The sequence below is a fragment of the Stenotrophomonas maltophilia genome, from assembly GCF_003970865.1.
Taxonomy (GTDB): domain Bacteria; phylum Pseudomonadota; class Gammaproteobacteria; order Xanthomonadales; family Xanthomonadaceae; genus Stenotrophomonas; species Stenotrophomonas maltophilia_AR.
The window spans coordinates 18,687-42,984 of record NZ_RXLZ01000012.1; the positions used below are offsets into that span (position 1 = coordinate 18,687).

Annotated in this window: 23 protein-coding genes; 10 read left to right on the forward strand and 13 right to left on the reverse strand. The window is 68.2% G+C overall.

What is annotated here, in order from left to right; genetic code table 11:
• Window positions 1–173: 173 nt before the first annotated feature.
• Together EKL94_RS05845 and EKL94_RS05850 are read right to left on the reverse strand one after the other, a co-directional pair.
• Window positions 174–824, reverse strand: a complete 651-nt coding sequence (locus EKL94_RS05845) for an energy transducer TonB (RefSeq protein ID WP_126928363.1) — start codon at window positions 822–824, stop codon at window positions 174–176.
• Between the two features lie 217 nt (window positions 825–1,041).
• Complete coding sequence (locus EKL94_RS05850; RefSeq protein WP_006382138.1) at window positions 1,042–1,779, reverse strand: SIMPL domain-containing protein; 738 nt, start codon at window positions 1,777–1,779, stop codon at window positions 1,042–1,044.
• Window positions 1,780–1,910: 131 nt separating this feature from the next.
• On the opposite strand from EKL94_RS05850, the gene EKL94_RS05855 reads away from it, so the two are divergent.
• Genes EKL94_RS05855 through tldD form a run of 4 tightly spaced genes read left to right on the forward strand, consistent with a single transcriptional unit; the run spans window position 1,911 to window position 9,390 of the window.
• On the forward strand, window positions 1,911–2,519 hold the full coding sequence (locus tag EKL94_RS05855; RefSeq protein ID WP_032128990.1) for a Maf family nucleotide pyrophosphatase: 609 nt from the start codon (window positions 1,911–1,913) through the stop codon (window positions 2,517–2,519).
• Entirely contained in the window at window positions 2,512–3,999 is a 1,488-nt protein-coding gene (rng, locus tag EKL94_RS05860) for a ribonuclease G (RefSeq protein WP_010482960.1), read from the forward strand. Before EKL94_RS05855 ends, rng begins: the two co-directional genes overlap by 8 nt.
• A gap of 30 nt (window positions 4,000–4,029) precedes the next feature.
• Window positions 4,030–7,884 carry a YhdP family protein gene (locus EKL94_RS05865; RefSeq protein WP_126928364.1) on the forward strand — a complete coding sequence of 1,285 codons (3,855 nt, stop codon included), beginning with the start codon at window positions 4,030–4,032 and terminating at the stop codon, window positions 7,882–7,884.
• A 60-nt stretch (window positions 7,885–7,944) separates the two neighbouring features.
• Window positions 7,945–9,390, forward strand: coding sequence for a metalloprotease TldD (gene tldD, locus EKL94_RS05870; RefSeq protein WP_126928365.1), 1,446 nt, complete (start codon window positions 7,945–7,947; stop codon window positions 9,388–9,390).
• A gap of 41 nt (window positions 9,391–9,431) precedes the next feature.
• Here the strand turns inward: tldD and yjgA are convergent, their stop codons facing one another.
• A complete protein-coding gene (gene yjgA / locus EKL94_RS05875; protein WP_126928366.1) occupies window positions 9,432–10,019 on the reverse strand; it encodes a ribosome biogenesis factor YjgA in 588 nt (195 codons plus the stop codon).
• 68 nt (window positions 10,020–10,087) lie between these two features.
• On the opposite strand from yjgA, the gene pmbA reads away from it, so the two are divergent.
• Both pmbA and EKL94_RS05885 read left to right on the forward strand, forming a co-directional pair.
• Window positions 10,088–11,455, forward strand: a complete 1,368-nt coding sequence (gene pmbA, locus EKL94_RS05880; protein WP_126928367.1) for a metalloprotease PmbA — start codon at window positions 10,088–10,090, stop codon at window positions 11,453–11,455.
• 87 nt (window positions 11,456–11,542) lie between these two features.
• On the forward strand, window positions 11,543–11,914 hold the full coding sequence (locus tag EKL94_RS05885) for a DUF4870 domain-containing protein (protein WP_097049815.1): 372 nt from the start codon (window positions 11,543–11,545) through the stop codon (window positions 11,912–11,914).
• 92 nt (window positions 11,915–12,006) lie between these two features.
• Here EKL94_RS05885 and EKL94_RS05890 read toward each other — a convergent pair whose 3' ends face one another.
• The 8 genes from EKL94_RS05890 to EKL94_RS05935 all read right to left on the reverse strand — a co-directional run bounded on the left by EKL94_RS05890 (window position 12,007) and on the right by EKL94_RS05935 (window position 19,745).
• Window positions 12,007–12,885, reverse strand: coding sequence for a polyprenyl synthetase family protein (locus EKL94_RS05890; RefSeq protein ID WP_005410523.1), 879 nt, complete (start codon window positions 12,883–12,885; stop codon window positions 12,007–12,009).
• Window positions 12,875–13,135 carry an exodeoxyribonuclease VII small subunit gene (locus tag EKL94_RS05895; RefSeq protein WP_005410522.1) on the reverse strand — a complete coding sequence of 87 codons (261 nt, stop codon included), beginning with the start codon at window positions 13,133–13,135 and terminating at the stop codon, window positions 12,875–12,877. Before EKL94_RS05895 ends, EKL94_RS05890 begins: the two co-directional genes overlap by 11 nt.
• Window positions 13,136–13,171: 36 nt before the next feature.
• A complete protein-coding gene (gene tilS / locus EKL94_RS05900) occupies window positions 13,172–14,458 on the reverse strand; it encodes a tRNA lysidine(34) synthetase TilS (protein WP_185829997.1) in 1,287 nt (428 codons plus the stop codon).
• A 641-nt stretch (window positions 14,459–15,099) separates the two neighbouring features.
• On the reverse strand, window positions 15,100–16,509 hold the full coding sequence (mdtD, locus tag EKL94_RS05915) for a multidrug transporter subunit MdtD (protein WP_126928371.1): 1,410 nt from the start codon (window positions 16,507–16,509) through the stop codon (window positions 15,100–15,102).
• 92 nt (window positions 16,510–16,601) lie between these two features.
• Window positions 16,602–17,684, reverse strand: a complete 1,083-nt coding sequence (gene hemE / locus EKL94_RS05920) for a uroporphyrinogen decarboxylase (RefSeq protein WP_099555303.1) — start codon at window positions 17,682–17,684, stop codon at window positions 16,602–16,604.
• 26 nt (window positions 17,685–17,710) lie between these two features.
• Complete coding sequence (locus EKL94_RS05925) at window positions 17,711–17,950, reverse strand: WGR domain-containing protein (protein WP_032127800.1); 240 nt, start codon at window positions 17,948–17,950, stop codon at window positions 17,711–17,713.
• 143 nt (window positions 17,951–18,093) lie between these two features.
• The gene (gene aroB / locus EKL94_RS05930; RefSeq protein WP_126928372.1) at window positions 18,094–19,206 is read right to left on the reverse strand and encodes a 3-dehydroquinate synthase; all 1,113 of its coding nucleotides are present in this window, start codon (window positions 19,204–19,206) and stop codon (window positions 18,094–18,096) included.
• On the reverse strand, window positions 19,203–19,745 hold the full coding sequence (locus EKL94_RS05935) for a shikimate kinase (RefSeq protein ID WP_126928373.1): 543 nt from the start codon (window positions 19,743–19,745) through the stop codon (window positions 19,203–19,205). The genes aroB and EKL94_RS05935 overlap by 4 nt, the downstream gene beginning before the upstream one ends.
• Before the next feature lie 98 nt (window positions 19,746–19,843).
• Here EKL94_RS05935 and EKL94_RS05940 point away from each other — a divergent pair, with 98 nt between their 5' ends.
• Entirely contained in the window at window positions 19,844–20,047 is a 204-nt protein-coding gene (locus EKL94_RS05940) for a dodecin family protein (RefSeq protein WP_005410663.1), read from the forward strand.
• A gap of 6 nt (window positions 20,048–20,053) precedes the next feature.
• Here EKL94_RS05940 and EKL94_RS05945 read toward each other — a convergent pair whose 3' ends face one another.
• Window positions 20,054–20,881, reverse strand: coding sequence for a kinase (locus EKL94_RS05945; protein ID WP_126928374.1), 828 nt, complete (start codon window positions 20,879–20,881; stop codon window positions 20,054–20,056).
• Window positions 20,882–20,921: 40 nt separating this feature from the next.
• Between EKL94_RS05945 and pdxH the strand changes: the two genes are divergently transcribed.
• From pdxH to EKL94_RS05960, 3 genes are all read left to right on the forward strand, one after another.
• Window positions 20,922–21,521 carry a pyridoxamine 5'-phosphate oxidase gene (gene pdxH / locus EKL94_RS05950; protein WP_126928375.1) on the forward strand — a complete coding sequence of 200 codons (600 nt, stop codon included), beginning with the start codon at window positions 20,922–20,924 and terminating at the stop codon, window positions 21,519–21,521.
• A 9-nt stretch (window positions 21,522–21,530) separates the two neighbouring features.
• Complete coding sequence (locus EKL94_RS05955; RefSeq protein WP_126928376.1) at window positions 21,531–21,890, forward strand: YqfO family protein; 360 nt, start codon at window positions 21,531–21,533, stop codon at window positions 21,888–21,890.
• Between the two features lie 162 nt (window positions 21,891–22,052).
• The gene (locus EKL94_RS05960) at window positions 22,053–22,511 is read left to right on the forward strand and encodes a DoxX family protein (RefSeq protein ID WP_126928377.1); all 459 of its coding nucleotides are present in this window, start codon (window positions 22,053–22,055) and stop codon (window positions 22,509–22,511) included.
• A gap of 135 nt (window positions 22,512–22,646) precedes the next feature.
• Here EKL94_RS05960 and prpR read toward each other — a convergent pair whose 3' ends face one another.
• Window positions 22,647–24,230 (reverse strand): propionate catabolism operon regulatory protein PrpR, encoded by a 1,584-nt coding sequence (gene prpR, locus EKL94_RS05965; RefSeq protein ID WP_126928378.1) that lies wholly within the window; start codon window positions 24,228–24,230, stop codon window positions 22,647–22,649.
• Window positions 24,231–24,298: the final 68 nt, after the last annotated feature.

Here is a 24,298-nt window from a genome sequence, read left to right on the forward strand (position 1 = left end):
AAAACCGTAGCGTTGAGGGCTGTCTCCGGAGTATTCCGGGACGGACCAATCTAGGTTTCCGGCAGGTGACGAAGTCGTGAATTTTTGCTTAATTGATAACAGTTGATCCTGTTCCGTCCGTACCCGCCCGGACGGAAGGGCCGGCCCGGCAGGTCGCCGGGCCGGCGATCACTTCAGTCCGGCAGCGAGAACTGCACCGGCACCATGCCGATGGCCGGCACGGCAACGCCATCACGCTGGGCCGGTTCGAAGCGCCAGTGCTTGAGCACTTGCTGACGCGCGGCCTGGTCCAGGCTGCGCGAGCCACTGCTGCGCTCGATGCTGACCGCGACCGGCTGCCCGCTACTGTCGACTTCCACCCGCAGCAGCACCGTGCCCTGCTCATGATTGCGCAGGGCCGGCACCGGATAGGTCGGCGGCGGAGCACTGCGGTACTGCAGCTGTGCTCCGGACAGCGGTGTTGAGCTGTCGATGCTTGGTGCGAGCTGCGGCGGGGCCGGTTCGGCGGCCGGCAGTGCGATGCCCTGAGTTTCCTCCACGGTCGCGGTAGGTGCGGGCAGGGGCGGTGCTACCGGCTGCGTCCGGGGTTTGGGCATCACCTGGGCGATCTCTTTCGGCGTGATCGGAACCGGCGGCGTGGGCGGTGGCGGGATCTTCTCGATCAGCCTGACCGCGGTCTTGTCACGCGGGACCTGCACGGCCTGGTAGGTCGCCGGGATCAGCAGCAACAGGAAGGCCAACAGATGCAGGGCGATGGCCGCGCTCCAGGCGGCAACGCGGGCGGGGTCGAAGTGCGGGGATGCAACGGGATACGTACGAACCATGGTCCACCTCCATGCCAGTGACGAAGTCCTCAACGCACCAGGGCCCGTGGCGGGGTTGCCGCACGCGGCTGGCAGTCCATCAGTAGCGCGACATGGCGGCCACTGCCTAGAGGCAGGGGGGCGATCGTTGGGCTGGCCTTCAGCCAATGCCGGCTGCGGGCATGAAAAAAGGCGGACCCCCTGCGGGATCCGCCTTTGTCGGCAATGGCGAACGGGATCAGCGACCCAGTTCGAACACCACGTCCAGGTTGACCGAGACGGTCGATTCACCCGGTGCGACCGGGGTGGCCTTGTCCATCGCCGCGCCGGCCGACATGGCCCGCATCATCGGCATCGGGCGGTAGCCGCCGCCGGCGTTCTCGGAAATGCTGACGATGCGGCGCACCTGCAGGCCCAGCGACTTCGCATAGGTCTGGGCGCGGGCCTGGGCCTTCTTCAGTGCAGCCAGGCGGGCTTCGTCATAAACCGGTTCCGGCTGGTCGATCTCGAAGCTGGGGCCGTTGATCTGGTTGGCGCCCTGCGCAGCCAGTGCGTCCAGCACCTTGCCCAGCTTGGCGATGTCGCGCACCTTCAGGCTGACCGTGTTGCTGGCCTGGTAGCCGGTGATCTTCGGTGCTTCGTTGTCGGCATAGCGGTACTGCGGGTTGAGGCTGACGCCACTGGTCTGCACGTCGCGCTCGGCAATGCCGGCGGCCTTGATCGCGGCCAGTACCTTGTCCATCTGCTGGGCGTTCTGGCGCATGGCGCTGTTGCCATCGGCGGCCTGGGTGACCACACCGGCCGACAGGGTGGCCACGTCCGGCACGCGGGTCGCCTCGGCATTGGCCGAGATGTTCAGCAGGGTGCCTTCGGCCGGAGCGGCGATCGACGGCGACGACGGGGCAGCATGGGCGGTCATCGAGGTTCCAAGGGCGAGGGACAGGGCGAGCAGCAGCGGGGTGGCGGTCAGGCGCATGGAGAACTCCTTGTTGTGCCATTGAGGGTGGTGTCGTAGCGATGAACGCGCTGTGAGCCCATTCGGGGTTGGGCACGTTCCGGGACGGGTTGCCGACGATTCAGGTGGCGGCCTCAGGTTATGCTGTGCCGATGCTCTACCTTGCTTCCCGCTCCCCCCGACGCAACCAGCTGCTGGCCCGACTCGGACGCCCCTTCCAGGCCTTGGACCTGGAGGTCGTCGAGCAGCGCGCGCCCGCCGAAAGCGCCGAACAGTATGTCTGCCGCGTCGCTGCCGACAAGGCGCGTGCCGGCCTGGCCCGGGTGCTGGCCGATGACCCGCAGGCGCGGGTGCTCGGTTCGGACACCGAGGTGGTGCTGGACGGCGACGTGTTCGGAAAGCCCACCGACGCTGCCGATGCGCGGGCGATGCTGGCGCGTCTTGCCGGGCGTACCCATCAGGTGATGACTGCCGTGGTGGTGGTCGGCGCGGACGGGCTGGACAGCGAACTGGTCATTTCCGAAGTGACCTTCGCCCCGATCGACGCTGCCGACATCGCCGCCTACGTGGCCACCGGCGAGCCGTTGGACAAGGCCGGGGCCTACGCCATCCAGGGCGGTGCCGAGCGCTGGATCGAACATCTTTCCGGCAGCTACTCTGGCGTCATGGGGCTGCCATTGCTGCATACCGATCGTCTGCTGGCGCGCTGCGGCGTGCCGGCCACAACTGCCGATGCCGCCAGGGAGGCTGCCGATGTCTGAGGAAATCCTGGTCAATGTGACCCCGCGCGAAACCCGGGTCGCGGTGATCGAGAACGGCATGCTGCAGGAACTGCACATCGAGCGCGGTTGGCGCCGGGGTGTGGTCGGCAACATCTACAAGGGCAAGGTGCAGCGGGTGATGCCCGGAATGCAGGCGGCCTTCGTCGAAGTCGGGCTGGAGCGCGCCGCGTTCCTGCACGCCAACGACGTGGTGCGGCCGGCGCCGGTGGCCAGTGCCGATACCGAGAACACCACGCTGCCGCCGCCCTCCAGCGTGCCGATCGTGGAGCTGCTGCGCGACGGCCAGGACATCGTGGTGCAGGTGGTGAAGGACCCGATCGGGACCAAGGGCGCACGCCTGACCACCCAGATCAGCATTCCCTCGCGCTACATGGTGCTGCTGCCGCAGTCCAAGGTGGTGGGGGTGTCCGCGCGCATCGAGGATGAAACCGAGCGCGCCCGCCTGAAGGCCCTGGTGACCGAACTGTCGGCGCAGCATGGGGGCTACGGCTACATCGTGCGTACCAATGCCGAGGGCCAGCCGGCCGAGGCCATCGCCGAGGACATCGCCTACCTGTCGCGCGTATGGAACGTGGTCGAGCGTCGTGGCCGCGAAGCGGCCTCGTGCAGCAACATCTATGAAGACCTGAGCCTGCCGCTGAGATCGGTACGCGACCTGATCCGCAAGGACGTTGACAAGGTGAAGGTGGACTCCAAGGAGACCTTCGCGCAGTTGCAGGCCTTTGTTGCCAAGTACATGCCGGTGCTGGCCGAGAAGATCGAGCTGTACAGCGGTGATCGCCCGATCTTCGACATGTTCGGGGTGGAGGACGAGATCGGCCGCGCGCTGGACAAGCAGGTGCCGCTGAAATCCGGTGGCTACCTGGTGATCGACCAGACCGAGGCGATGACCACCATCGACGTCAACACCGGTTCGTTCCTTGGCCAGCGCAACCTGGAAGAGACAGTGTTCCGCACCAACCTGGAAGCGGCGCAGGCGGTGGCACGGCAGCTGCGGCTGCGCAACCTGGGCGGCATCATCATCATCGATTTCATCGACATGGATGATGCCGAGCACCGCCGCCAGGTATTGCGTACGCTGGAAAAGGCGCTGGCCCGCGACCATGCCAAGACCACGGTGTACGACTTCTCGCCGCTGGGCCTGGTGGAGATGACCCGCAAGCGCACGGTGGAAAGCCTGGAGCGCCAGCTGTCGGAAACGTGCCCGCAGTGCAGCGGCCGCGGCAGCATCAAGACCACCGAGACGGTGACCTACGAGATCTTCCGCGAGATCACCCGCGCCGTGCGCCAGTTCGATGCCGCGCGCCTGCTGGTGATCGCTTCGACCAAGGTGGTCGCGCGCATCACCGACGAGGAATCCGCGGCGGTGGCCGAGCTGGAGGAATTCCTCGGCAAGAGCATCCGCTTCCAGGCGGACGAGCAGTACCTGCAGGAGCAATTCGATGTCGTTCTGCTCTGATCCTCGCCGGCCGCAGGCCGGCGGTGGCCGATGAGCGCGCCGCCGCGCCTGCGACTGCGAAGGATCCGCCGTCATTTCATTGCCGCCTGCGCGGTGGGCCTGGTCGGGCTTGCACTGCTGGTGGGCACCCTCAGCCAGCTGCTGCCGCTGGCTGAGCGCCATCCCGAGAAGATTGCTGCCTGGCTGAGCGAACGCGCTGGCCAGCCGGTGCGTTTCGACCAGCTGCAGACCGCCTGGACCCGGCGTGGTCCGCTGCTGCAGCTCAAGGGCCTGCGCATCGGCGCCGGCCAAGGCCTGGCGATCGGCGAGGCCGAGGTGCTGGTATCGATGTACAGCGGCCTGTTGCCTGGCCGGTCGCTGACCGAGCTGCGCCTGCGTGGCCTGGCGCTCGACCTGCAGCAGGGCGAGGACGGTCGCTGGTCGGTGCGCGGCCTGCCGCAGGCCGCCAATGGCGGGGACCCGCTGGATGCGCTGCGCCGGCTGGGCGAACTGCAGGTGATCGGAGGCCGCCTGGGCGTGCATGCGCCGGGGTTGGGGATCGATACCACGCTGCCACGCATCGACGTGCGCCTGCGGGTCAACGGCGACCGCCTGCGTGTCGGTGTGCGCGCCTGGGCCCAGAGCGAAGCGCTGCCGTTGACGGCGGTGCTGGACGTGGACCGCGTGCGCGGCAATGGCCAGGCCTGGCTGGGCGCCGATCCGGTCGATTTTCATGCCTGGTCGCCGCTGCTGGCGGCCGGCGGTGTGCGCCTGCGCGAAGGCAAGGGCGAACTCAACCTGTGGCTGACCCTGCGCGATTTCGCACCGGTGGCGGTGACCACCGATTCGGACCTGCGTGATGTCCGCATCGATGGCGCACCGATGCCCGCGATGGCGGCTCCGCAGCTGCAGCTGCAGCGGTTGCAGGCACGCCTGCGCTGGCAGCGCCAGGCCGATGGCTGGGCATTGCAGGTGCCGCGCCTGCGCCTGAAAACCGAAGACGGCGAGCAGCAGCTCGATGGCCTGCAGTTGCAGCTCGGCAAGCAGCTGCGGGTCCGTTCCGGTGAAGTGCAGGCCGGCATCGCGCTGCGTGCGCTGGCCCTGAGCGATCGTCTTGAACCGGGCCTGCGTCGCTGGCTGTTCCTGTCCAGGCCGCAGTTGGACGTGCGCGAGTTGCAGCTGGCGGGCGAACGCGATGGCCCGTTGTGGGCACAGGGCGAACTGCAGTCGCTGGGCTTCGCCAGCGTGGGCAATTCGCCCGGCCTGCGTGGCCTGGGCGGACGCTTCGAAGGCGACGCGGATGGCTTCAGCCTGCAGCTGCAGCCGCAACGCCAGCTGCAGTTCGATTGGCCGACCGGCTTCGGCGTGCGCCACGATCTGCACCTGGCGGGCCAGGTGGTGGGCTGGCGCGATGAAGGCGGTGGCTGGCGCATCGGCACGGCGGCGATGCGCGTGGAAGGCACCGACTATGCGGCAGACGTGCGCGGTGGCGTCTGGTTCCAGGGCGACGGTACGCGGCCGTGGCTGCAGCTGGCGGCCAAGCTGGACGACGTGCCGATGACCGCGGCCAAGCGCTTCTGGATCCACTCCAAGATGAGCAAGGGGGCCACCGACTGGCTGGACATGGCGCTGGCCGGCGGCCAGGTGCGCAATGGCATCGGCCTGGTCAGTGGCGACCTGGACGATTGGCCGTTCGACAACAACGATGGCCGCTTCGAGGCCACCGGCCATATCACCAATGGTGACATCCGCTTCCAGCACGACTGGCCGTTGATGCGCCAGGTCGACGCCGATATCGCCTTCATCGGCCCCGGCTTCGACATGCACGGTCGCGGCGATCTGGCCGGCGTGGCGGTGCAGAAATTCGAGGCGGGCATCCAGGACTTCGGGCAGCAGCCGCTGTACGTGCGTGCCGATGCGCAGAGCGAGGCCGGCAGGCTGCTGGCCATGCTGCGGCAGAGCCCGCTGCACAAGGATTATGGCGACACCCTGGACAACCTCACCGCTGCGGGCCCGGCGCATGTGACCTTCGATCTGCTGCAGCCGCTGCACCACGATGAAGGTGGCGGCCATCTGCAGGGGACGGTCGATCTGGCCGGCGTGAAGCTGGTCGACAAGCGCTTCCAGCTCACCTTTGACAACATGCACGGGCAGGCGCGCTACAGCAATGGCGGTTTCGGCGCCGAGGAACTGACGGTGCGCCACCTCGGCCAGGACGGCCGCCTGAGCCTGCGTGCCGGTGGCTACGTGCATGACAGCAAACTGGCTTTTGAATCGCAGCTGTCGGCCACGCTTGATGCGGGCGTGCTGATCGACCGTGCACCGGAGATGGCCTGGCTGAAGCCCTACATCGCCGGCACCTCGCCGTGGACCATCGCGGTGAACCTGCCGAAGGTCGCGCCCGGTGCACCGGCGCCTCCCAGCGAACTACGGCTGAGCTCGGATCTGGTCGGCACCCGTCTGGACCTGCCGGCACCGCTGGATAAACCTGCCGGGGAGCCGTTGGCGACCACGGTGGCCGCACAGCTGCCAATGGGCGCCGGCCGTATCGATGTGGCCTTCGGCCAGCGTCTGGCCCTGGCAGCACGCAGCCACAACAACCAGACGGGTGTGCAGGTGACGCTGGGCAGCGACCATGTCGATCGCGAGCCGCCGCCGAGCGGGCTGACCGTCAACGGTCGCAGTCCGACCCTGGATGCGCTGGAGTGGATCAGCCTGGCGCGTGGGGGCGGTGACGATGACACGATGCCGCTGCGTGCGGTGGATGTGCAGGTCGGTAAGCTGATGCTGATTGGCGGCGTCTTCGAACAGACCCGGTTGCAGTTGCAGCCGGGCCCGCAGGCACTGAATGTACGCTTGGACGGCCCGTCGCTGGCCGGGCGCCTGACCGTCCCCAATGCAGACGGCGGCACCATCAGTGGCCAGCTCGACCGCGTGCACTGGCAGTCACTGCCGGCGGCTCCGGGTGCACCGGCCGCACCGGCACGGGTACAGGCCGGCGCCAACGACATGGACCCGGCCAAGCTGCCGCCGTTCGCGCTGGACATCGCCGACCTGAAGTTCGGCAAGGTGGTGCTGGGCCAGGCGGTGCTGCGTACGCGGCCACTGGCCAATGGCCTGAACGTGGACGAGCTGCGCTTCCGTGCGCCCGACCAGGAAATCGACATCAGCGGTCGCTGGCTGGGCCGCACCGGTGGTGCCCGCACCGAGCTGACCGCACAGGTGCGCAGCGAGGACCTGGGCGGACTGATGCAGAACCTCGACTACGGCGGCCAGCTGCGTGGCGGTTCCGGCCAGGCGCAGCTGCAGGCCACGTGGAGCGGGGGGCCGTCGGACTTCCAGCTGGGCAACCTGCAGGGCCGCCTGGACCTGCATGCACGCAATGGCCAGCTGCTGGAGCTGGAGCCGGGCGCTGGCCGCGTGCTGGGCCTGCTCAGCGTGACCCAGCTGCCGCGGCGCCTGATGTTCGACTTCCGCGACTTCTTCTCCAAGGGCTTCGCGTTCAACCAGATCGACGGCAGCATGCAGTTCGGCCAGGGCATGGCGCGCACCGACAAGGTGCTGATCGAAGGCCCGGCAGCCAACATCACCATCCGCGGCCAGGCCGACCTGCGCAACCAGCAGTTCGACCAGACCATCGACGTCAACCCGCGCGCCGGCAATCTGCTGACCGTAGTGGGGGCGGTGGCCGGTGGCCCGGTGGGGGCGGCGCTGGGCGCGGCCACCAATGCGGTATTGTCCAAACCATTGGGCGAGATTGGCGCCCGTACCTACAAGGTGACCGGTCCATGGAAGGAACCGAAGGTGGAAGTGATCGAGCGCAGCCGCGACAAGGCTCCGCCACCCGCGCCGGCACCGGCGCCGGCCATCCCGCCGACCGTCACCGGCCTGCCGCGCTCGCGTTGAGCGCGGCTTTCCTGTTCACGGGGCTTGCCTGAGCGCCCCCGCATCCCCAGATCGAGAACCATGACTGATATCGCCCTGACGCTTGCCCAAGACCGCCTGCTGCGCCCCGGCGGCCTGGATACCGCTGGCCTGGAGCGCACCTTCGGCCAGCTGCTCGGCCCCGGTGTGGACTTCGGCGACCTCTATTTCCAGCACGCCCGCCGCGAGAGCTGGAGCGTGGAAGACGGCATCGTCAAGGACGGTGCCCATTCCATCGAGCAGGGCGTGGGCGTGCGGGCGATTTCCGGCGAGAAGACCGGTTTCGCCTACTCCGATGACATCCATGCCGATGCGCTGCGGGTGGCGGCGCAGTCGGCGCGCGCGATCTCGCGTGAAGGTGGCGCCCAGTCCGGGCGATCGCTGCTGCGCGGCAACGCGCGCGCGTTGTACCCGGCGCTGGACCCGATCGATGGCATCGGCAACGAGGCCAAGGTCGAGGTGCTCAAGCGCCTGGATGGCTACCTGCGCGCCGCCGACCCGCGCGTGAAGCAGGTGATGGTGAGCCTGTCCGGCGGCGTCGATACGGTGCTGATCGCCCGCAGCGACGGTGTGCTGGGCGCTGACGTGCGCCCGCTGGTGCGCCTGAACGTGCAGGTGATCGTCGAGCACAACGGTCGCCGCGAGTCCGGCTATGCCGGCGGTGGTGGCCGCTATGGGTATGAGGAACTGTTCGCCGACGGCCGCCCCGAGGCCTTTGCCCGCGAGGCGCTGCGCCAGGCGCTGGTGAACCTGGATGCCGTTCCGGCACCGGCCGGGGTGATGCCGGTGGTGCTCGGTCCGGGCTGGCCCGGCGTGCTGCTGCACGAAGCGGTCGGCCATGGTCTGGAAGGCGACTTCAACCGCAAGGGCACCAGTGTCTATGCCGGCCGCATCGGTGAGCGCGTCGCGGCGCCGGGCGTGACCATCGTCGACGACGGTACGCTCGACGGCCGTCGTGGTTCGTTGAACATCGACGATGAGGGCCACCCGAGCCAGTGCACCACCCTGATCGAGGACGGCATCCTGGTCGGCTACATGCAGGACAGCCTCAACGCACGGCTGATGGGCATGGCGCCGACCGGCAACGGCCGCCGCGAATCGTTCGCGCACCTGACCATGCCGCGCATGACCAACACCTACATGCGCGCCGGCCAGCATGACCCGCAGGAAATGATCCGTTCGGTGAAGAAGGGCCTGTACGCGGTCAACTTCGGCGGCGGCCAGGTCGACATCACCAGCGGCAAGTACGTGTTCTCGGCCACCGAGGCCTACCTCATCGAGGATGGCCGCATCACCACGCCGGTGAAGGGTGCGACGCTGATCGGCAACGGTCCGGAAACCATGCAGAAGGTACGCATGGTCGGCAACGATCTGGCCCTGGACGAGGGCGTGGGCATCTGTGGCAAGGACGGGCAGAGCGTGCCCGTGGGTGTTGGCCAGCCCTCGCTGCTGATCGAGGGCATCACCGTCGGCGGTACCCAGGCCTGAGCCGGGCGATGGCCAGCGCCACCGCCCCGGCCGGCGCGGACTCAGTCCTCGTCGGCTTCGTCGCTCTCGACGGGGTCGGCGTCTTCGGCGCTGGCCTTCAGGCCCAGCGCGGCCGGCAGCATCAGGGCACGCAGCACCTGGAAGATTTCGCGGTAGGCGCGCGGCGGCTTGTTCTTGGCCTTTTCGGCCTGCGCATTGCGCACCAGCGTGCGCAGCTGCTGGCGGTCGGCCTGCGGGTAGTCGTCCAGCAGTGCAGCCAGCGCCTTGTCACCCTCGGCCAGCAGGCGGTCGCGCCAGTCTTCGGCGCGGTGCATCATCGCCACTTCACGGCGGCCGGTTTCGCTGTTGGCGTCCAGCGCATCGCGGATCGCATCCAGCGTGGCGTCATCTTCGCGGCGCATGTGCTTGGCCAGAAACGCCAGCTGGCGCTTGTGGGCGATGTGGGCGGTGATGCGCTTGCACTCGGCGATATGCGGCAGCAGGTCTTCCGGGATCGGCAGGCGTGCCAGCTGGGCCGGGGTCAACGACACCAGCTTCTCGCCCAGGGCCAGCACGTCGAGCGCGTCGCGCCGGTTCTGGCTGCGGCTCTTGTCGTGGAATTCACCGGTTTCTTCGTCGCGTCCGCGCATCGTTCCTACCTGATCTCAAAAAAAGTCGCCCGGCGTGATGCCGGGCCCAACCCGTACAGGATAAAGCATTGAACGTGATCGCCCCTGAAGTCGCTGTCGGCGACGACAGCCCGGCCCGGCTGGAACGGCTGGCCGACCTCTCCCAGCAGCTGCTCGACCGTGCCCGTGCGCTGGGCGCCAGCCAGGCCGAGGTCAGCTGCAGCGAGGACCGTGGCCTGGAGGTCAATGTCCGCCTTGGCGAAGTTGAGACCGTGCAGTCCACCCGTGACCGCGGTATCGCCGTCACCGTCTATTTCGGCCAACGCAAGGGCAGCGCCAGCACCGGCGACCTGAACGAGGCCAGCCTTGCCGCCACGGTCGAGCAGGCCTGTGCGATCGCCCGGCATACCGAGGACGACCCGGCCGCCGGCCTGGCTGAGGCCACGCTGATGGCCACCGATTTCCCGGACCTGGATGCCTGGCATCCCTGGGCGCTGCAGGCCGACGAGGCGGTGGACCTGGCCCTGGCCTGCGAGAACGCAGGTCGTGAGGCCGATGCGCAGATCCGCAATTCCGACGGCGCCTCGGTGTCGAGCATGCAGAGCCTGTCGGTGTACGCCAACTCGCATGGCTTTTTCGGCCGTGAGCGCGGCACCCATCATTCGGTGGGCTGTGCGCTGATCGCCGGCCAGGGCGATGGCATGCAGCGCGATGGCTGGTACACCAGCGCGCTGGCCCGCGAGGATCTGGAAGAGGTGGGCCTGGTCGGTCGTCGTGCTGCCGAGCGCACCGTCGCCCGCCTGCAGCCTCGTTCGATGGCCACCGGCAGCATGCCGGTGCTGTTCGCCCCGGAAGTGGCGCGCAGCCTGGTCGGCCACCTGCTGTCGGCGGTGTCCGGCGGTGCCCTGTACCGCCAGGCCAGCTTCCTGCTGGACAGCGTTGGCCAGCAGCTGTTCCCGGACTGGATGCAGATCGAGGAACTGCCCCACCTGCGCCGTGGCCTGCGCTCGGCCGCCTTCGACGGTGACGGCGTGGCCACCCGTGCTTCGGCCCTGGTCCGCGACGGTGTGCTGCAGCGCTATGTGCTGGGCAGCTACTCGGCACGCAAGCTGGGCCTGCAGACCACCGCCAATGCCGGTGGCGTGCACAACCTGCAGTTGGCCGCCAACGCGGGCTCCCTGCAGGAAATCGCCCGGCAGATGGGCGATGGCCTGCTGGTGACCGAACTGATGGGGCAGGGCGTGAACGGGGTGACCGGCGACTACTCGCGCGGTGCCGGCGGCTTCCGCGTCGAGAATGGTGAGATCCAGTACCCGGTGGATGGCATCACCATCGCCGGCAACCTGCGCGAGATGTTCAGCAGCATCGAGGCGGTCGGCAGCGACGTCGACCCGCGCTCGCACATCCGGACCGGTTCGATCCTGCTGGGGCGGATGACCATCGCCGGTAATGATTGATGGCGTCGATGGCGTAAGCTATGCCCGCCTGACGCAACCAGCTTGGTGCTGGTGGGTCAAGACCACCCAATGAAAAGGAGTTTTGTCGTGAGCGAATTCGATAACGTCCCGCCGCCGCCGGCCACCACCGACGTGCCGGCCGACCAGCGCACCATGGCCCTGGCTGCCCACCTGCTGGGCATCTTCACCGGCTTCATCGGCGCGCTGATCATCTGGCTGATCAACAAGGACGATGCTGGCAAGGCCTTCGTGACCGACCAGGCCAAGGAAGCCCTGAACTTCCAGATCACCGTGACCATCGCGATGGTCATCAGCATCATCCTGATGATCGTGATCATCGGCGGCATCCTGGCCCCGATCGTCGGCGTCATCAACCTGGTGTTCTGCATCATTGCTGCTGTGAAGGCCAACAACGGCGAAGCCTACCGCTACCCGTTCACCCTGCGCCTGATCAAGTAAGACCGGCCGCATGTGGAACTGAAAACGCCCGGCATTGCCGGGCGTTTTCATGTGCGGGGAGCGGCGGGCGGTGCCCGGCGAGCGAGCAGCGATCAATGATCGCGTTCGACCGCCAGCGTCGCCAGCGCACGCAGTGCATCGGCCTCTTCGCCGTATCCGGCCAGGATCGACTGCATGCGCGCTGCGAGCTCGTGCAGCTGGGCCTTTGCGCCGTCCATGCCAAGCAGGGCCGGGAAGGTGCTCTTGTCCTGCGCCTGGTCCTTGCCGGCGGTCTTGCCCAGCTGCTCGGAACTGGCCTCGACATCGAGGATGTCGTCGCGGACCTGGAAGGCCAGGCCGAGTGCATCGGCGAAGCTGTCCAGCTGGGCCAGCTGCGGTTCGTGGGCCTGCCCGCAAAGCGCACCCATGCGTACCGCCGCGCGGATCAGTGCACCGGTCTTCAGCGCATGCATGCGGGTCAATGCTGCCAGCGTCTGCTGCTGGCCGGTGGCGTCGATATCCAGCGCCTGGCCGCCGCACATGCCGGACGCGCCGGAGGCGTGGGCCAGGGTCTGCAGGCAGGCCACGCGCAGCGTGGCCGGCAGCGGCGCATCGGCGAGCAGGCCAAAGGCACGGGTCTGCAGCGCGTCGCCGGCGAGGATCGCGGTAGCTTCGTCGAAGGCGATGTGGGTGGTCGGCTTGCCACGGCGCAGCGCGTCGTCATCCATCGCCGGCAGGTCGTCATGCACCAGCGAGTAGGCGTGGATGAGTTCGACCGACATGGCCGCCGCATCCAGGCTTTCCGGCTGCGCACCGAACAGGTGGCCACTGGCGTAGACCAGCAGCGGGCGCATGCGCTTGCCACCGCCCAGCACCGAATAGCGCATGGCCTGGTGCAGGCGCTGCGGTGCTTCGGCAGGCGAGGGCAGAGCGGCGTCGAGCTGGCTTTCGATACGGTCGCGCCAGCGCGCGAACAGAACCTCAGCCGTCATGGCTGGGCGGATCGAAGGGCTCGGAGGCTTCCGGCTGTGCCGGATCGCTGAGCAGGCGCACGCGCAGTTCGGCCTGCTCCAGCGCCTGCTGGCACTGGCGATACAGACCGACGCCACGTTCGTAAGCACTGAGCGAGGCTTCCAGGCTCAGCTCGCCGGTTTCCATCTGCTCCACCAGCTGTTCCAGCGATTCGAGCGACTGCTCGAACTGGGCAACCGGGGAGGCGTTTTCGGGGGACTTCTTGGCCATGTGGCAAGTGTGGACGGGCCGCGCGCGGGGGTCAATTCACCAGCCGCCCGGGCGCCACTGCAACTGTGCGCCATGCGCCTGCAGCCAGGCCCGCAGCGGTGCGGCGATGACCACATCGGCGGCGGCCAGCAACTGCGGGCCATCAAAGATCAGCGGCAGCTGCGCGCGTCGCCACGGGGCGAGGTGTTCGCGTTGCAGGCAGTCCTTCAACGCGTGCGAATGCTGGCGACCGGGCAGCAGAATGCGCTCACCGCCCACGCGTGCACGGACCTGCAGCGGGCGTTCGAAGGCCGGGGTGCCCTGCAGGCGCAGCTGTCCGCCATCGGGCAGCGGCAGCGGTGCGCATCCATCCCATTCGACCTGCCACTCGAGGGGAAGCGCAGGTAGCTGGGCCGGCAGCAGGTAGGCGTGGTCGCGCCACTGCTGGATCGCGTGATCGTGCCAGTTCACACGGGCCTGACGATCGTTGCCGGCGGGCAGCAGCTCGTCCAGTGCCTGTTGCAGCACCGTGGCCGGCAGCGGCGCCGCACCGTGGCCGGCCACCCAGGCACGCAGCACGCGTGCGGCGCGCCCCGGTGAGACCTGGCGCAGCAGCTGCAGCGACAGCACGCGCGGTGCCACCTCCAGATGCGCGATCAGCTCGGCGTCCTCCTCGTCGAGCAGTTCGCGGGTCTGCCCGCAGTGCATCGCGCTGCCCGCCAGCGCCGCAGCGGCATGCGGCCAGCGCTGGCGCAACAACGGCAGCACCTGCAGACGCAGGAAGTTGCGATCGGCGTGGTCGTCGCCATTGCTGGGGTCTTCGATCCAGTGCAGCGCATGGTGGCGCGCGTAATCGAGCAGTGCACTGCGCGGGACCGCCAGCAGCGGCCGCCACAAGGGGTGTTCGCCAAGGCGGCTGTGCGTGGACATCGCCGCCAGGCCATCGACGCCGGAAGCGCGCAGGGCGCGCAACAGGAAAGTCTCGGCCTGGTCGTCCTGGTGCTGTGCCAGCGCCAGCGTTTCGCCGTCGCGCAGTTCGGCCGCGAACGCGGCGCGCCGCGCCAGTCGCGCGGCACCCTCGGTGCCCAGGCCTGTGCCGTTCTCGACCTGCACGCGGTGCACGGCCAGTTCAATGCCCCAGGCGTCGCATTGCTGCTGGCAGTGCAGCACCCAGTCATCCGCATCGGGCTGCAGGCCGTGATGCACGTGCACCGCGCGCAGCGCAGTGCCGGAGGCCTGCGCGCAGCGCCACAGCCAGTGCAGCAGCACGGTGGAGTCGACACCACCGCTGTAGCCCACCAGCAGCGGCGCATCCAGCGGAACGAGGGCAGGGAAGGCAGTCACGGCGGCAAGTATAGGGTTGCTCGGCAGGGCTGCGCCCTGCACCCGCTACGATCCAGAGCAACAGCAACAGCAACAGCAGAAGCTGGTTTCCTGAGGGTAGGCGGGGTGGGTCCGGTTGCGGGAGACGCCGTAAACCCGTCCATGGGGGCTTGGCCGCGGCATCCATGCCGCGGACACTCCCGCAACCGGACCCACCCCGCCTTCGACAGTTGGCCGCGATCTGTTGGAACGACGTATTGCCCTGGTGGGTGTCGACCTTGGTCGACACAGTAGATCCACGCCATGCGTGGATGACTCATTCGATATCTGACAGATGTGTCGACCAAGGTCGACACCTACCAACAGCCGCCGGAATCTGTCGAAGGCGGGGCACTGTGGGTTTGCGGGGTGTGAGCCGCATGGGCCCGAGGCATGCCTCGGGCGGGTTGGGCAGGACGCCCAACCCCGGTCTTGCCGTGTGCGCAGGAAAGCGCACACGAGCAAGCGGCGACAAAGCCCCGGGGGTCACTTCATGGACGGGTTTACGGCGTCCCCGCAAACCCACAGTACCCCGCCATCCCACGGAATTCTGCTTTGGCTGTTGCTTCAGCTGTTGCCGTTGCGTGTAGCGGGTGCAGGGTCGCAGGCCCTGCCGAACCCCTTCACTCCGCGACGTGCTCGACCTGCCGCGGTTCGGGCTTGGTATCGGGCAGCTGCCAGAAGATCATCGTCGAGGTCAGCGTGATCGCGCCCACGCACAGGAACGTCGCATGCAGCGCCGCAGTGGCGCTGTTGCTGTCCAGGTGACTGCCGAACGCGGCCAGCAGACTGCCGGCCGCCGCGGCACCGAAACCGGCGGCGAGCATCATCACCATCGACAGCAGGCTGTTGCCGGAACTGGCGAATTCACGGTCCAGATCGCGCAGGGTCACGGTGTTCATCACGGTGAACTGCAGTGAATTGACCGCGCCGAAGAACGCCAGCTGCAACAGGCGCCAGGCCAGGTGCTGGCCCGGTGTCATCAGGATGAAGCTGGCCATCGCCAGGCCCACCAGCACGGTGTTGACCATCAGCACGCGGCGGTAGCCGTAGCGTTCGACCAGCTTCACCGCCAGTTTCTTCGACACCATGCCGGCCGCCGCCACCGGCACCATCATCAGGCCGGCGTTCATTGGGCCCAGGCCCAGGCCGACCTGCAGCAGCAGCGGGATCAGCATCGGCATGGCGCTGCTGCCGATGCGCGAGAACAGGTTGCCGAGGATGCCGATGCGGTAGCTGGGCACACGGAACAGGGCCAGCGAGAACAAGGGCGCGGTGGAGTTGGCGGCGTGCAGCCAGTAGCCCACCAGCGCCGCCAGGCCGGCCACGGTCATCAGCATCACCAGCGCATGTGGCGTACCGAGCCCGGAGATGCCGTCCAGCGCCAGTGACAGCACCACCATTGCGAAGGCCAGCATGATGTAGCCACGCAGGTCGAAACGGGTGCGATGGCTGGCGTAGTGGTCGGGCATGATCTTCATCGCGGCGATGAAACCGATCACGCCGATCGGCAGGTTGATCAGGAACACCCAGTGCCATGAGGCGATCTCCACCAGCCAGCCGCCCAGCGTGGGACCGATCAGCGGACCAACCAGGGCCGGGATGGCGATGAAGCTCATCGCGCGCAGGAAATCCTCGCGTGGCACCGAACGCATCACCGCCAGCCGGCCGACCGGCAGCAGCATGGCACCGCCGATGCCCTGCAGCACGCGCGCACCGACCAGCTGGTGCAGGTGCTGGGCCAGCGCGCAGGCCAGCGAGCCGAGGGTGAACAGGATGATCGCCACCAGGAAGGTACGGCGGGTGCCGTAGCGGTCGGCGATCCAGCCGGAGGCGGGGATGAAGGTGGCCACCGCCAGCGCGTAGCTGAACACCACCGACTGCATCTGCAGCGGGCTTTCGCCCAGGCTGGCGGCCATCGCCGGCAACGCCGTGTTGACGATGGTCGAGTCCAGCATCTGCATGAAGATCGCCAACGAAACCAGCCACAGCAGGGGGCGCTGGCGGTTGTAGGTCGATGGCGATGTGGACATGGGGTGCGGCCGGTGCAACGTGGGGGAGGCCATGATCGCGCACTGCGGGTCACGGCGCGATCAACATCGCGCCGCAACCGCATGCGCAGTGTTCAGCGCTGGCTGTGCGCGTGCACCGCGTCTACCAGCACCTGCACATGCGCGGGGTCCATGTCCGGCGACATGCCGTGGCCGAGATTGAACACATGGCCCTCGCGCGAACCACCGTTGCCGGCGGCATAGGTGTCGAGCACGCGTGCCGCAGCGGCGGCGATCGCATCCGGCGAGGCGTACAGGGTGGTCGGGTCGAGGTTGCCCTGCAGGGCGACGCGGCCGCCGGTGCGGCGCATCGCCTCGTCCAGGTCCAGCGTCCAGTCCAGGCCGAGCGCATCGGCGCCGGTCTGCGACAGCGCTTCCAGGTGCAGGCCGGTGCCCTTGCCGAACAGGATCAGCGGCGTGCGCTCGCTGCCTTCGCCGCGCTCCAGGCCCTGCGCAATCCGCTGCAGGTAACGCAGCGAGAACTCGCGGTACATCGACGGCGACAGCACGCCACCCCAGGTGTCGAACACCTGCAGCGCCTGCGCACCGGCCGCGCGCTGCGCGCCGAGGTAGGCGATCACCGCGTCGGTGGTGACCTCCAGCAGGCGGTGCAGGGCCTGCGGATGGTTCAGTGCCATCGCCTTGATGCGCGCGAAGTCCTTGCTGCCGCCGCCTTCCACCATGTAACAGGCCAGCGTCCACGGGCTGCCGGAGAAGCCGATCAGCGGTACCTGGCCGTCCAGCTCGCGGCGGATCAGGCGCACCGCGTCCATCACGTAGCCCAGGTCCTGTTCCATGTCCGGCACCGCCAGCTTGGCGATGGCCGCTTCATCTCGTACCGGGTGGCGGAACTTGGGGCCTTCGCCTTCGACGAAGTACAGCTCCAGGCCCATCGCATCGGGAATGGTGAGGATGTCCGAGAACAGAATGGCCGCGTCCAAGGGGAACCGGCGCAGTGGCTGCAGGGTGACTTCGCAGGCGATCTCCGGATTCTTGGCCATGGCCAGGAAGCTGCCGGCCTTGGCCCGGGTCGCGCGGTATTCCGGCAGGTAGCGGCCGGCCTGGCGCATCAGCCAGACAGGGGTGCAGTCCACCGGTTCGCGGCGCAGGGCGCGCAGCAGGCGATCGTTGCGGAGAGGGCTGGTCACGATGGGCATTCCTTGGACGAAAGTTGGCAGCGGCGTCAGTCGCCGTGCGAAAGGATCTGGAAGCCACGATGCAGTTCGGCATCGCGGGCCTTCTCGAAGGCGTGGCGGGCTTCGTCGGCCTGCAGGAACAACTCGCGCCGCAGCTGCGAGCGGCTGCCGACGCGGCCGCTCTCGCGCAGCAGTTCCCAGCCGCCGAAGAGGTCCGGCTGCAGGCTCAGGCGCAGGAAGCGCGGTGCCTGCGCACCGGCGTCGGGATGTTGCAGGTAGACGTGCATGGTGCCGATTGTAGCGGGGCCAGGGTGACCCCGGCCGCAACGTGGTAGTGCCGGCCGCTGGCCGGCTTCGCCGTTACCGGAGTTGCCGGCCAGCGGCCGGCACTACCAGGCTGCGTGGCAGGATTGCCGGCCAGCGGCCGGCATTACCGGACCGACAGCACCTTCAGCACCGCTGCTTCATCCACGTCCGGCACCACTTCAGCGCGGCCCATGCCACGCCACAGCACCAGGCGCAGGCGGCCGGCCACATTCTTCTTGTCCAGCCGCATGCGGCCGAGCAGGGCCTGCGGGTCCAAGCCGGCCGGGATCGCCACCGGCAGGCCGAGCCGTTCCAGCAGCGCCTGCAGGCGCGCGCGGTCGGCATCGTCGGCCAGGCCGAGGTCGGTGGACAGCTGCGCGGCCAGTACCATGCCCACCGCCACGGCCTCGCCGTGGTTCAGCGCATCGCGGCCCGGGGCCGAATAGCCCTGTTCGGTCTCGATGGCATGGCCGAAGGTGTGGCCCAGGTTGAGCAGGGCGCGCTCGCCCTTCTCGAACGGATCGCGCTCGACGATGGCGGCCTTGTGCCGGCAGCTGCGCGCGATGGCTTCGGAAAGCACGTTGTCTTCGCCGGCCAGCAGCGCATCGGCATGCTGCTGCAGCCATTCGAAGAACACGGCATCGCCCAGCGCGCCGTACTTCACCACTTCGGCCAGGCCAGCACGCAGCTCGCGCGGCGGCAGGGTGGCCAGCACGCGGGTATCGGCGATGACCGCACGCGGCGGATGGAACGCGCCGACCAGGTTCTTGCCGGCCGGAATGTCGACCGCAGTCTTGCCGCCCACTGACGAATCGACCATCGCCAACAGGGTGGTCGGCAGTTGCACGCAGTCCACGCCGCGCATCCAGCAGGCCGCGGCAAAGCCGGCGAGATCACCGACCACGCCGCCGCCGAGGGCGAATACACAGGCATCGCGGGTGGCGCCGAGCGCGGCCAGTGCTTCGATCGCGCGGCCGAATTCGGCCAGGGTCTTGGAGGCTTCGCCGGCGGCCAGAACGTGCTCGCCGACGATCAGGTCGGGCCGCGCAGCCAGCAGCGTCTGCTTGACCGACGCCAGATAGCGCGGGGCCACTTCGCTGTCGCTGAGCAGCAGCACGTGGCGGCCGCGCACGTGCGACGCCAGCGCGGCGCCATCGGCCTGGGCGCCGGCGCCGATGGTGATGGAGTAGGGGCGGTCGCCGCCAACGGCGACCTGCAGCAGGGCGGGGGAGGTCATGCGGTCAGGTCCTGGCGCTGCCATTGCGTGGCCAGCTTGACCACCAGGTGGGCGGTCGCGTCGGCAGCGGTGTATGGGTCGGTATCGAGGGTGAGGTCGGCCAGTTCGCGGTACAGCGGGTCGCGGTGTGCGGCCAGATCGTGCAGCACCTGCTCGCGGTCCGGGCGCTGCAGCAACGGCCGACCCTTGTCGCGGGCCAGGCGTTCCAGCTGCGCGGCCACGCTGACCCGCAGGTAGACCACGAAGCCGCGCCGGGCGATCAGTGCACGGTTGTCCGGATCCAGCACCGCGCCGCCGCCGGTGGAGACCAGCTGGCCGCGGCCTTCCAGCACGCGCGCAAGCGCCTCGCGTTCATGGCTGCGGAAGCCCGCTTCGCCGGAGTGCTCGAAGATGGTCGGGATGCTGGCGCCGGCGGCATCGACGATGGCCTGGTCGACATCGACGAAGTCCAGCGTGAAGCGCTCGGCCAGGCGGCGGCCGATGCAGGTTTTGCCGGCGCCCATCGGGCCGATCAGGATCAGGTTCGGAGCAGGATTCATGCCCCCTGATGCTAACACCTCCGTGCCCTGGCCTTTACGTTCTTCACGTCAGGGTAGGCCTTCCTGCGGGGTCTCCCGCGCCAGCCGGAGTACAGGCCATGACGGTCGCCAAGGTCATCGAAATCACCGCCTCCTCGCCGAAAAGCGTGGAGGACGCCGTGCGCAGCGGGCTGAAGAAGGTCTCCGAGACGGTCAAGGGCATCCAGGGCGCCTGGGTGAACGAGACCAAGGTGGTCACCAATGGCAGTGGCGAGATCACCGAGTGGCGGGTCAATCTGCGCGTGACCTTCCTGGTGGAATAAGCGCGCTCAGCGCACGTCCTGCACCTGGCGCTGGCCGTCCAGCACCACCACGTGGTCGGCCAGGGCGGGCAGGGCACGCAGCGCCTGGCGGCTGACCCGCTCGTAGTACTGCACGAAGCGCTCCAGCTGTGGCCGGCTCATGCCGTGCCGGCCCGGCTGCGCGGCCTGCAGGTTCTGCTCCTGCTGCCAGCGCCAGCGCGGTACCACCGAGAAATCCGGCGGCTGCAGGAACCACAGGCGGTCGCAGCGTTGCCACAGTGCCGGGTAGTCGCGAGCCAGCGCCTGGTTGCACCAGCGCCGCCAACGGCCATCGGCGTCGGCCTCGCGTTCCAGTGCGTTCAACGGGCTGTCCAGCGCGTCGTCATCCTGCGCGGGTGTGCCCAGGAACCAGCCTTCGAAGACCAGCAGGTCCAGCGGTTGCTGCAGCTGCGGCCATTGCGCTTCGGGCAGGCGTTCATCGGCCAGCTTGTCGAAGCGCGGCATCGCGAAAGGCTGGCGTGCGGCCACGGCGTCCAGCACTGCGTGGGCCAGCGGCAGATCATGGGTGCCCGGCGGGCCGCGGGTGATCAGCAGAGGGTGCACCTGGCGGGCCAGCCGCTGGCGCTGTGCGCGGGTCAGGTAGACATCATCAATCGACAGCGTGGCCGCATTCAGGCCGCGTGACTGGGCGCGCGCCACCACCTGTGTGGCCAGCGTCGATTTGCCGCTCCCCTGCAGGCCGCTGATCGCCAATACTGGAACCGCTGCACCGCTGCCCAGTGCATCGTCCAGCACCTGTTCGGCCAATGTTTCGGGGAATCCTTTCACCTGGGGCATATACGCAGCAGCGGCCATGCAGCCACAATAGCCCAATCCGTGTGAGAAGAACGCAATCATGAGCGACCTGTACGCCGAAGCCCTGTCCACGTTTGCCGGCCTGTTCGAAGAGGCCAAACAGAGCCGCGAGGTCGAGCCGAACGCGATGACCGTGGCCACCGCTGATACGCAGGGCCGTCCCTCGGCACGCACCGTGCTGCTGAAGGCGTTCGATGAGCGCGGCTTCGTCTTCTACACCCACCTGGACAGCCACAAGGGCCAGGAGCTGCAGGCCAATCCGCAGGCCGCGCTGTTGTTCCTGTGGCGCAGCCTGCGCGAGGCCGGCATCCAGGTGCGCATTGAAGGCCGTGTGGAGCAGGTCGCCGATGCCGAAGCCGATGCCTATTTCGCCAGCCGCCCGCGCATGAGCCAGATCGGCGCGTGGGCCTCGCAGCAGTCGAAGACGCTGGCGACGCGCGAGGAATTCGACGCGCGCGTGGCCGAGGTCGAAGCCCGCTTCGAGGGCAAGGACGTGCCGCGCCCGGAGGGCTGGAGCGGCCTGCGCGTGGTGCCCGACCGCATCGAGTTCTGGTACGGCGCGCAGTTCCGCCTGCACGAACGCTGGCGCTATGAGGCCGGTGCCGAAGGGCGCTGGAGCAAGCGCCTGCTGTACCCGTAAGGCTGCCCGATGCAACGCCTGCCGCTGTACCGCGTGGTGGTGTTCGTGCCATCGGTAGCACTGGATGCGGTGAAGCAGGGCATCCTGGCGGTGGACGCGCTGGCGGCCGGCGACTACGAACACGGTATGTGGTGGTCGGCGCCGGGGTTCGAGCAGTTCCGCCCGCGCGTGTGTGCGTCGCCCGCACAGGGTGAGGCGGGTCGCACCGAAGTGGTCGCCAGCGTGCGCCTGGAATTCTGCCTGCCACGCGACGCGCAGCGGCTGCAGCGCATCTTCGAACAGGGCATCGCGCCGCATCACCCGTGGCAGGTGCCGGTGGTGCAGGTAGAGGAAATCGAGCTGCTGCTGGCCGACGGGCGGCTGTTGTAGAGTCGAGCCATGCTCGGCTGCTGTTGCTCTGGCGCGCAAGGCAGCCGAGCATGGCTCGAGTCTACCAAGGGCGGATTGTTGCACTCAGACCCATCCGCTTCATCTGCGGGCAGGCCAGCAACCGGCACACTCCAACGAATGTCCTCTACTTCCGGAGTTGCCATGCCCTCCTGGCGTTGCCTGTTTGCGTTGCCGCCGCGTCACGGCGTGGAAGCACTCCTGCTCCTGCTTGCCCGCATTGTCGCCGGCGTGATGTTCTGCGTGTCCGGCTGGAACAAGGTGTTCACCGATGCGGGGCGCGAGCGCATGGTGCATACGTTGGTCGATGCGGGGATCCCGTTCCCGGTGTTCAGTGCGCCGGTGCTCGGCGGCATTGAATGGATTGCGGGCGGCCTGCTGGTGCTGGGCGTGCTCAGCCGGCCCTCGGCGTTGCTGCTGGCAGGTATCTGCGCGGTGGCTGCATTGACTGATGGCATCGCGCGCATTCCTGCCGGGCTGAGCGTGCCGGATTGGCTGAGCTGGTTCTTCTATCTCAGCGAAGTGCCGCTGGGTGTGCTGCTGTTGTGGATTGCCGCAGTGGGGAGTGGACGGTTCGCCATCGAAGCGCGCTGGGCACGCTGATTGCACCTTCTTCTGCGCCCGGCCGACGAGCGTGCTGTAGCGCCTGGGCGCTCCAGTAGATCCACGCCATGCGTGGATGGGGTGCTTGGGAAAAGCGGTGCGAACCAAGGTTCGCACCCACCAGGCAACGAGTGGTTACAATCCCTCCGCGCGCAGCCAGCGCCACAGTGTGGTGCGTGATACGCCCAGCGCCTGTGCCATACCCTCGCGATCGCTGCGATGTTCCTGCAGCAGCGCTTCCAGCTGTGCACGCGGCGGGCGCTTGCCGTTGCTTTCCACCGGTAGCGCAGCGGCGCCCTCATGCACCAGCTCGGGTGCCAGCTGCAGCAGTCGCGGAGCATCAATCAGCCCTTCAGCCGGCTGCCAGTGGATGCGCAGGCGATCCACCAGATTGCGCAGTTCGCGCACGTTGCCTGGCCAACCTGCGGCGGCCAGTACCGCCAGTGCATCCTCATCCAGAGGCCCGTCGATACCACGCAGCTGGCGGAAGAAATGCTGCGCCAGCAGCGGGATGTCACTGCGGCGTGCGCGCAGCGCGGGCAGGGCGATTCGCAGTGCGGCCAGCCGGTAGTACAGATCGCGGCGGAAGCTGCCGGCCGCAGCGCGCTGCTCCAGCGATTGCAGCGTGGCGGCCACCACGCGCAGGTCCACCGGGGTCGGTTCGGTAGCACCCACACGCAGCACTTCGCGCTCTTCCAGCACGCGCAGCAGGCGGGTCTGCAGCGGCAGCGGCAGTTCGCCGATTTCATCCAGGAACAGGGTGCCGCCGTCTGCGGCCTCGACCAGGCCGACACGGCCGCCACGACGTGCGCCGGTGAAGGCGCCATCGCTGTAGCCGAACAGCTCCGCCTCCAGCAGCGATTCGCTGATGGCGCCACAGTTCAGCGCGACGAAGCGCCCACGACGACCGCTGGCGGCGTGCAGCTGGCGTGCCACCAGTTCCTTGCCGGTGCCGGTTTCGCCGCTGACCAGCACGGTGCTGTCGTGCGGTGCATAGAGTGCGATCTGTGCGCGTACCTGTGCCATCGCATCGCTGTCGCCGAGTAGTTCATGCGTGTCCGCACGCGCTGCCGGGCGCCGGCGTGGGGCGGATCGGTTGCCACTGGAGCGGGCCAGCGTCTGGGTCAATTCCAGCGCATGTTCGAATGCCTGCCGCACCGAGTCGGCCGAATACAGCAGCACGCCGGGCAGGCCGGCCTGTTCGGCGTGGTCGATGGCCATGCCGGTGCCGACGATCACCTCGATGCCGTTGGCGCGCAGGTCGGCAATGCAGTCGCGCGCGTCCTCGCGGGTGACGAAACGGCGATGCTCGATATCCAGGCCGAAACTCTGCTGGAAGTTGCTGAACACCGGTACGTCACTGGCGTGGGTGACCAGGCCGATGCGGCTGGCGATGCGCCGCGCACGCGCCAGCGCTTCCATCAGGTCGAAGCCGTTGGCCTGGATCGGCACCAGCGGCAGCTCCAGCCGGCCGCGCAGCCAGGCCGCGTTGGAGCCGCCGGCAATCACCACATCGCAATGCTCGCGGCGCAGGCGCTGGCCGATCACGTCCACCGCTTCCTCGAATCCGAGGTTGATCTGCTCGATGCGTGCGCGGCGGTCGAATTCGGGAATGACGTCGCCGAGCAGTCCGGTCAGCCGCGAGACGCTGACGGTCCAGATCACCGGGCGACCGGGGTCGGCATCGGTGTGGCGCAGGGGCGAGCGGGGTAGGTACATGGCGGCAGGAGGTGGGCGGGGTGTTTCATGATACATCTGTTTCAATGTTTCATATGTTTCACTGTTGC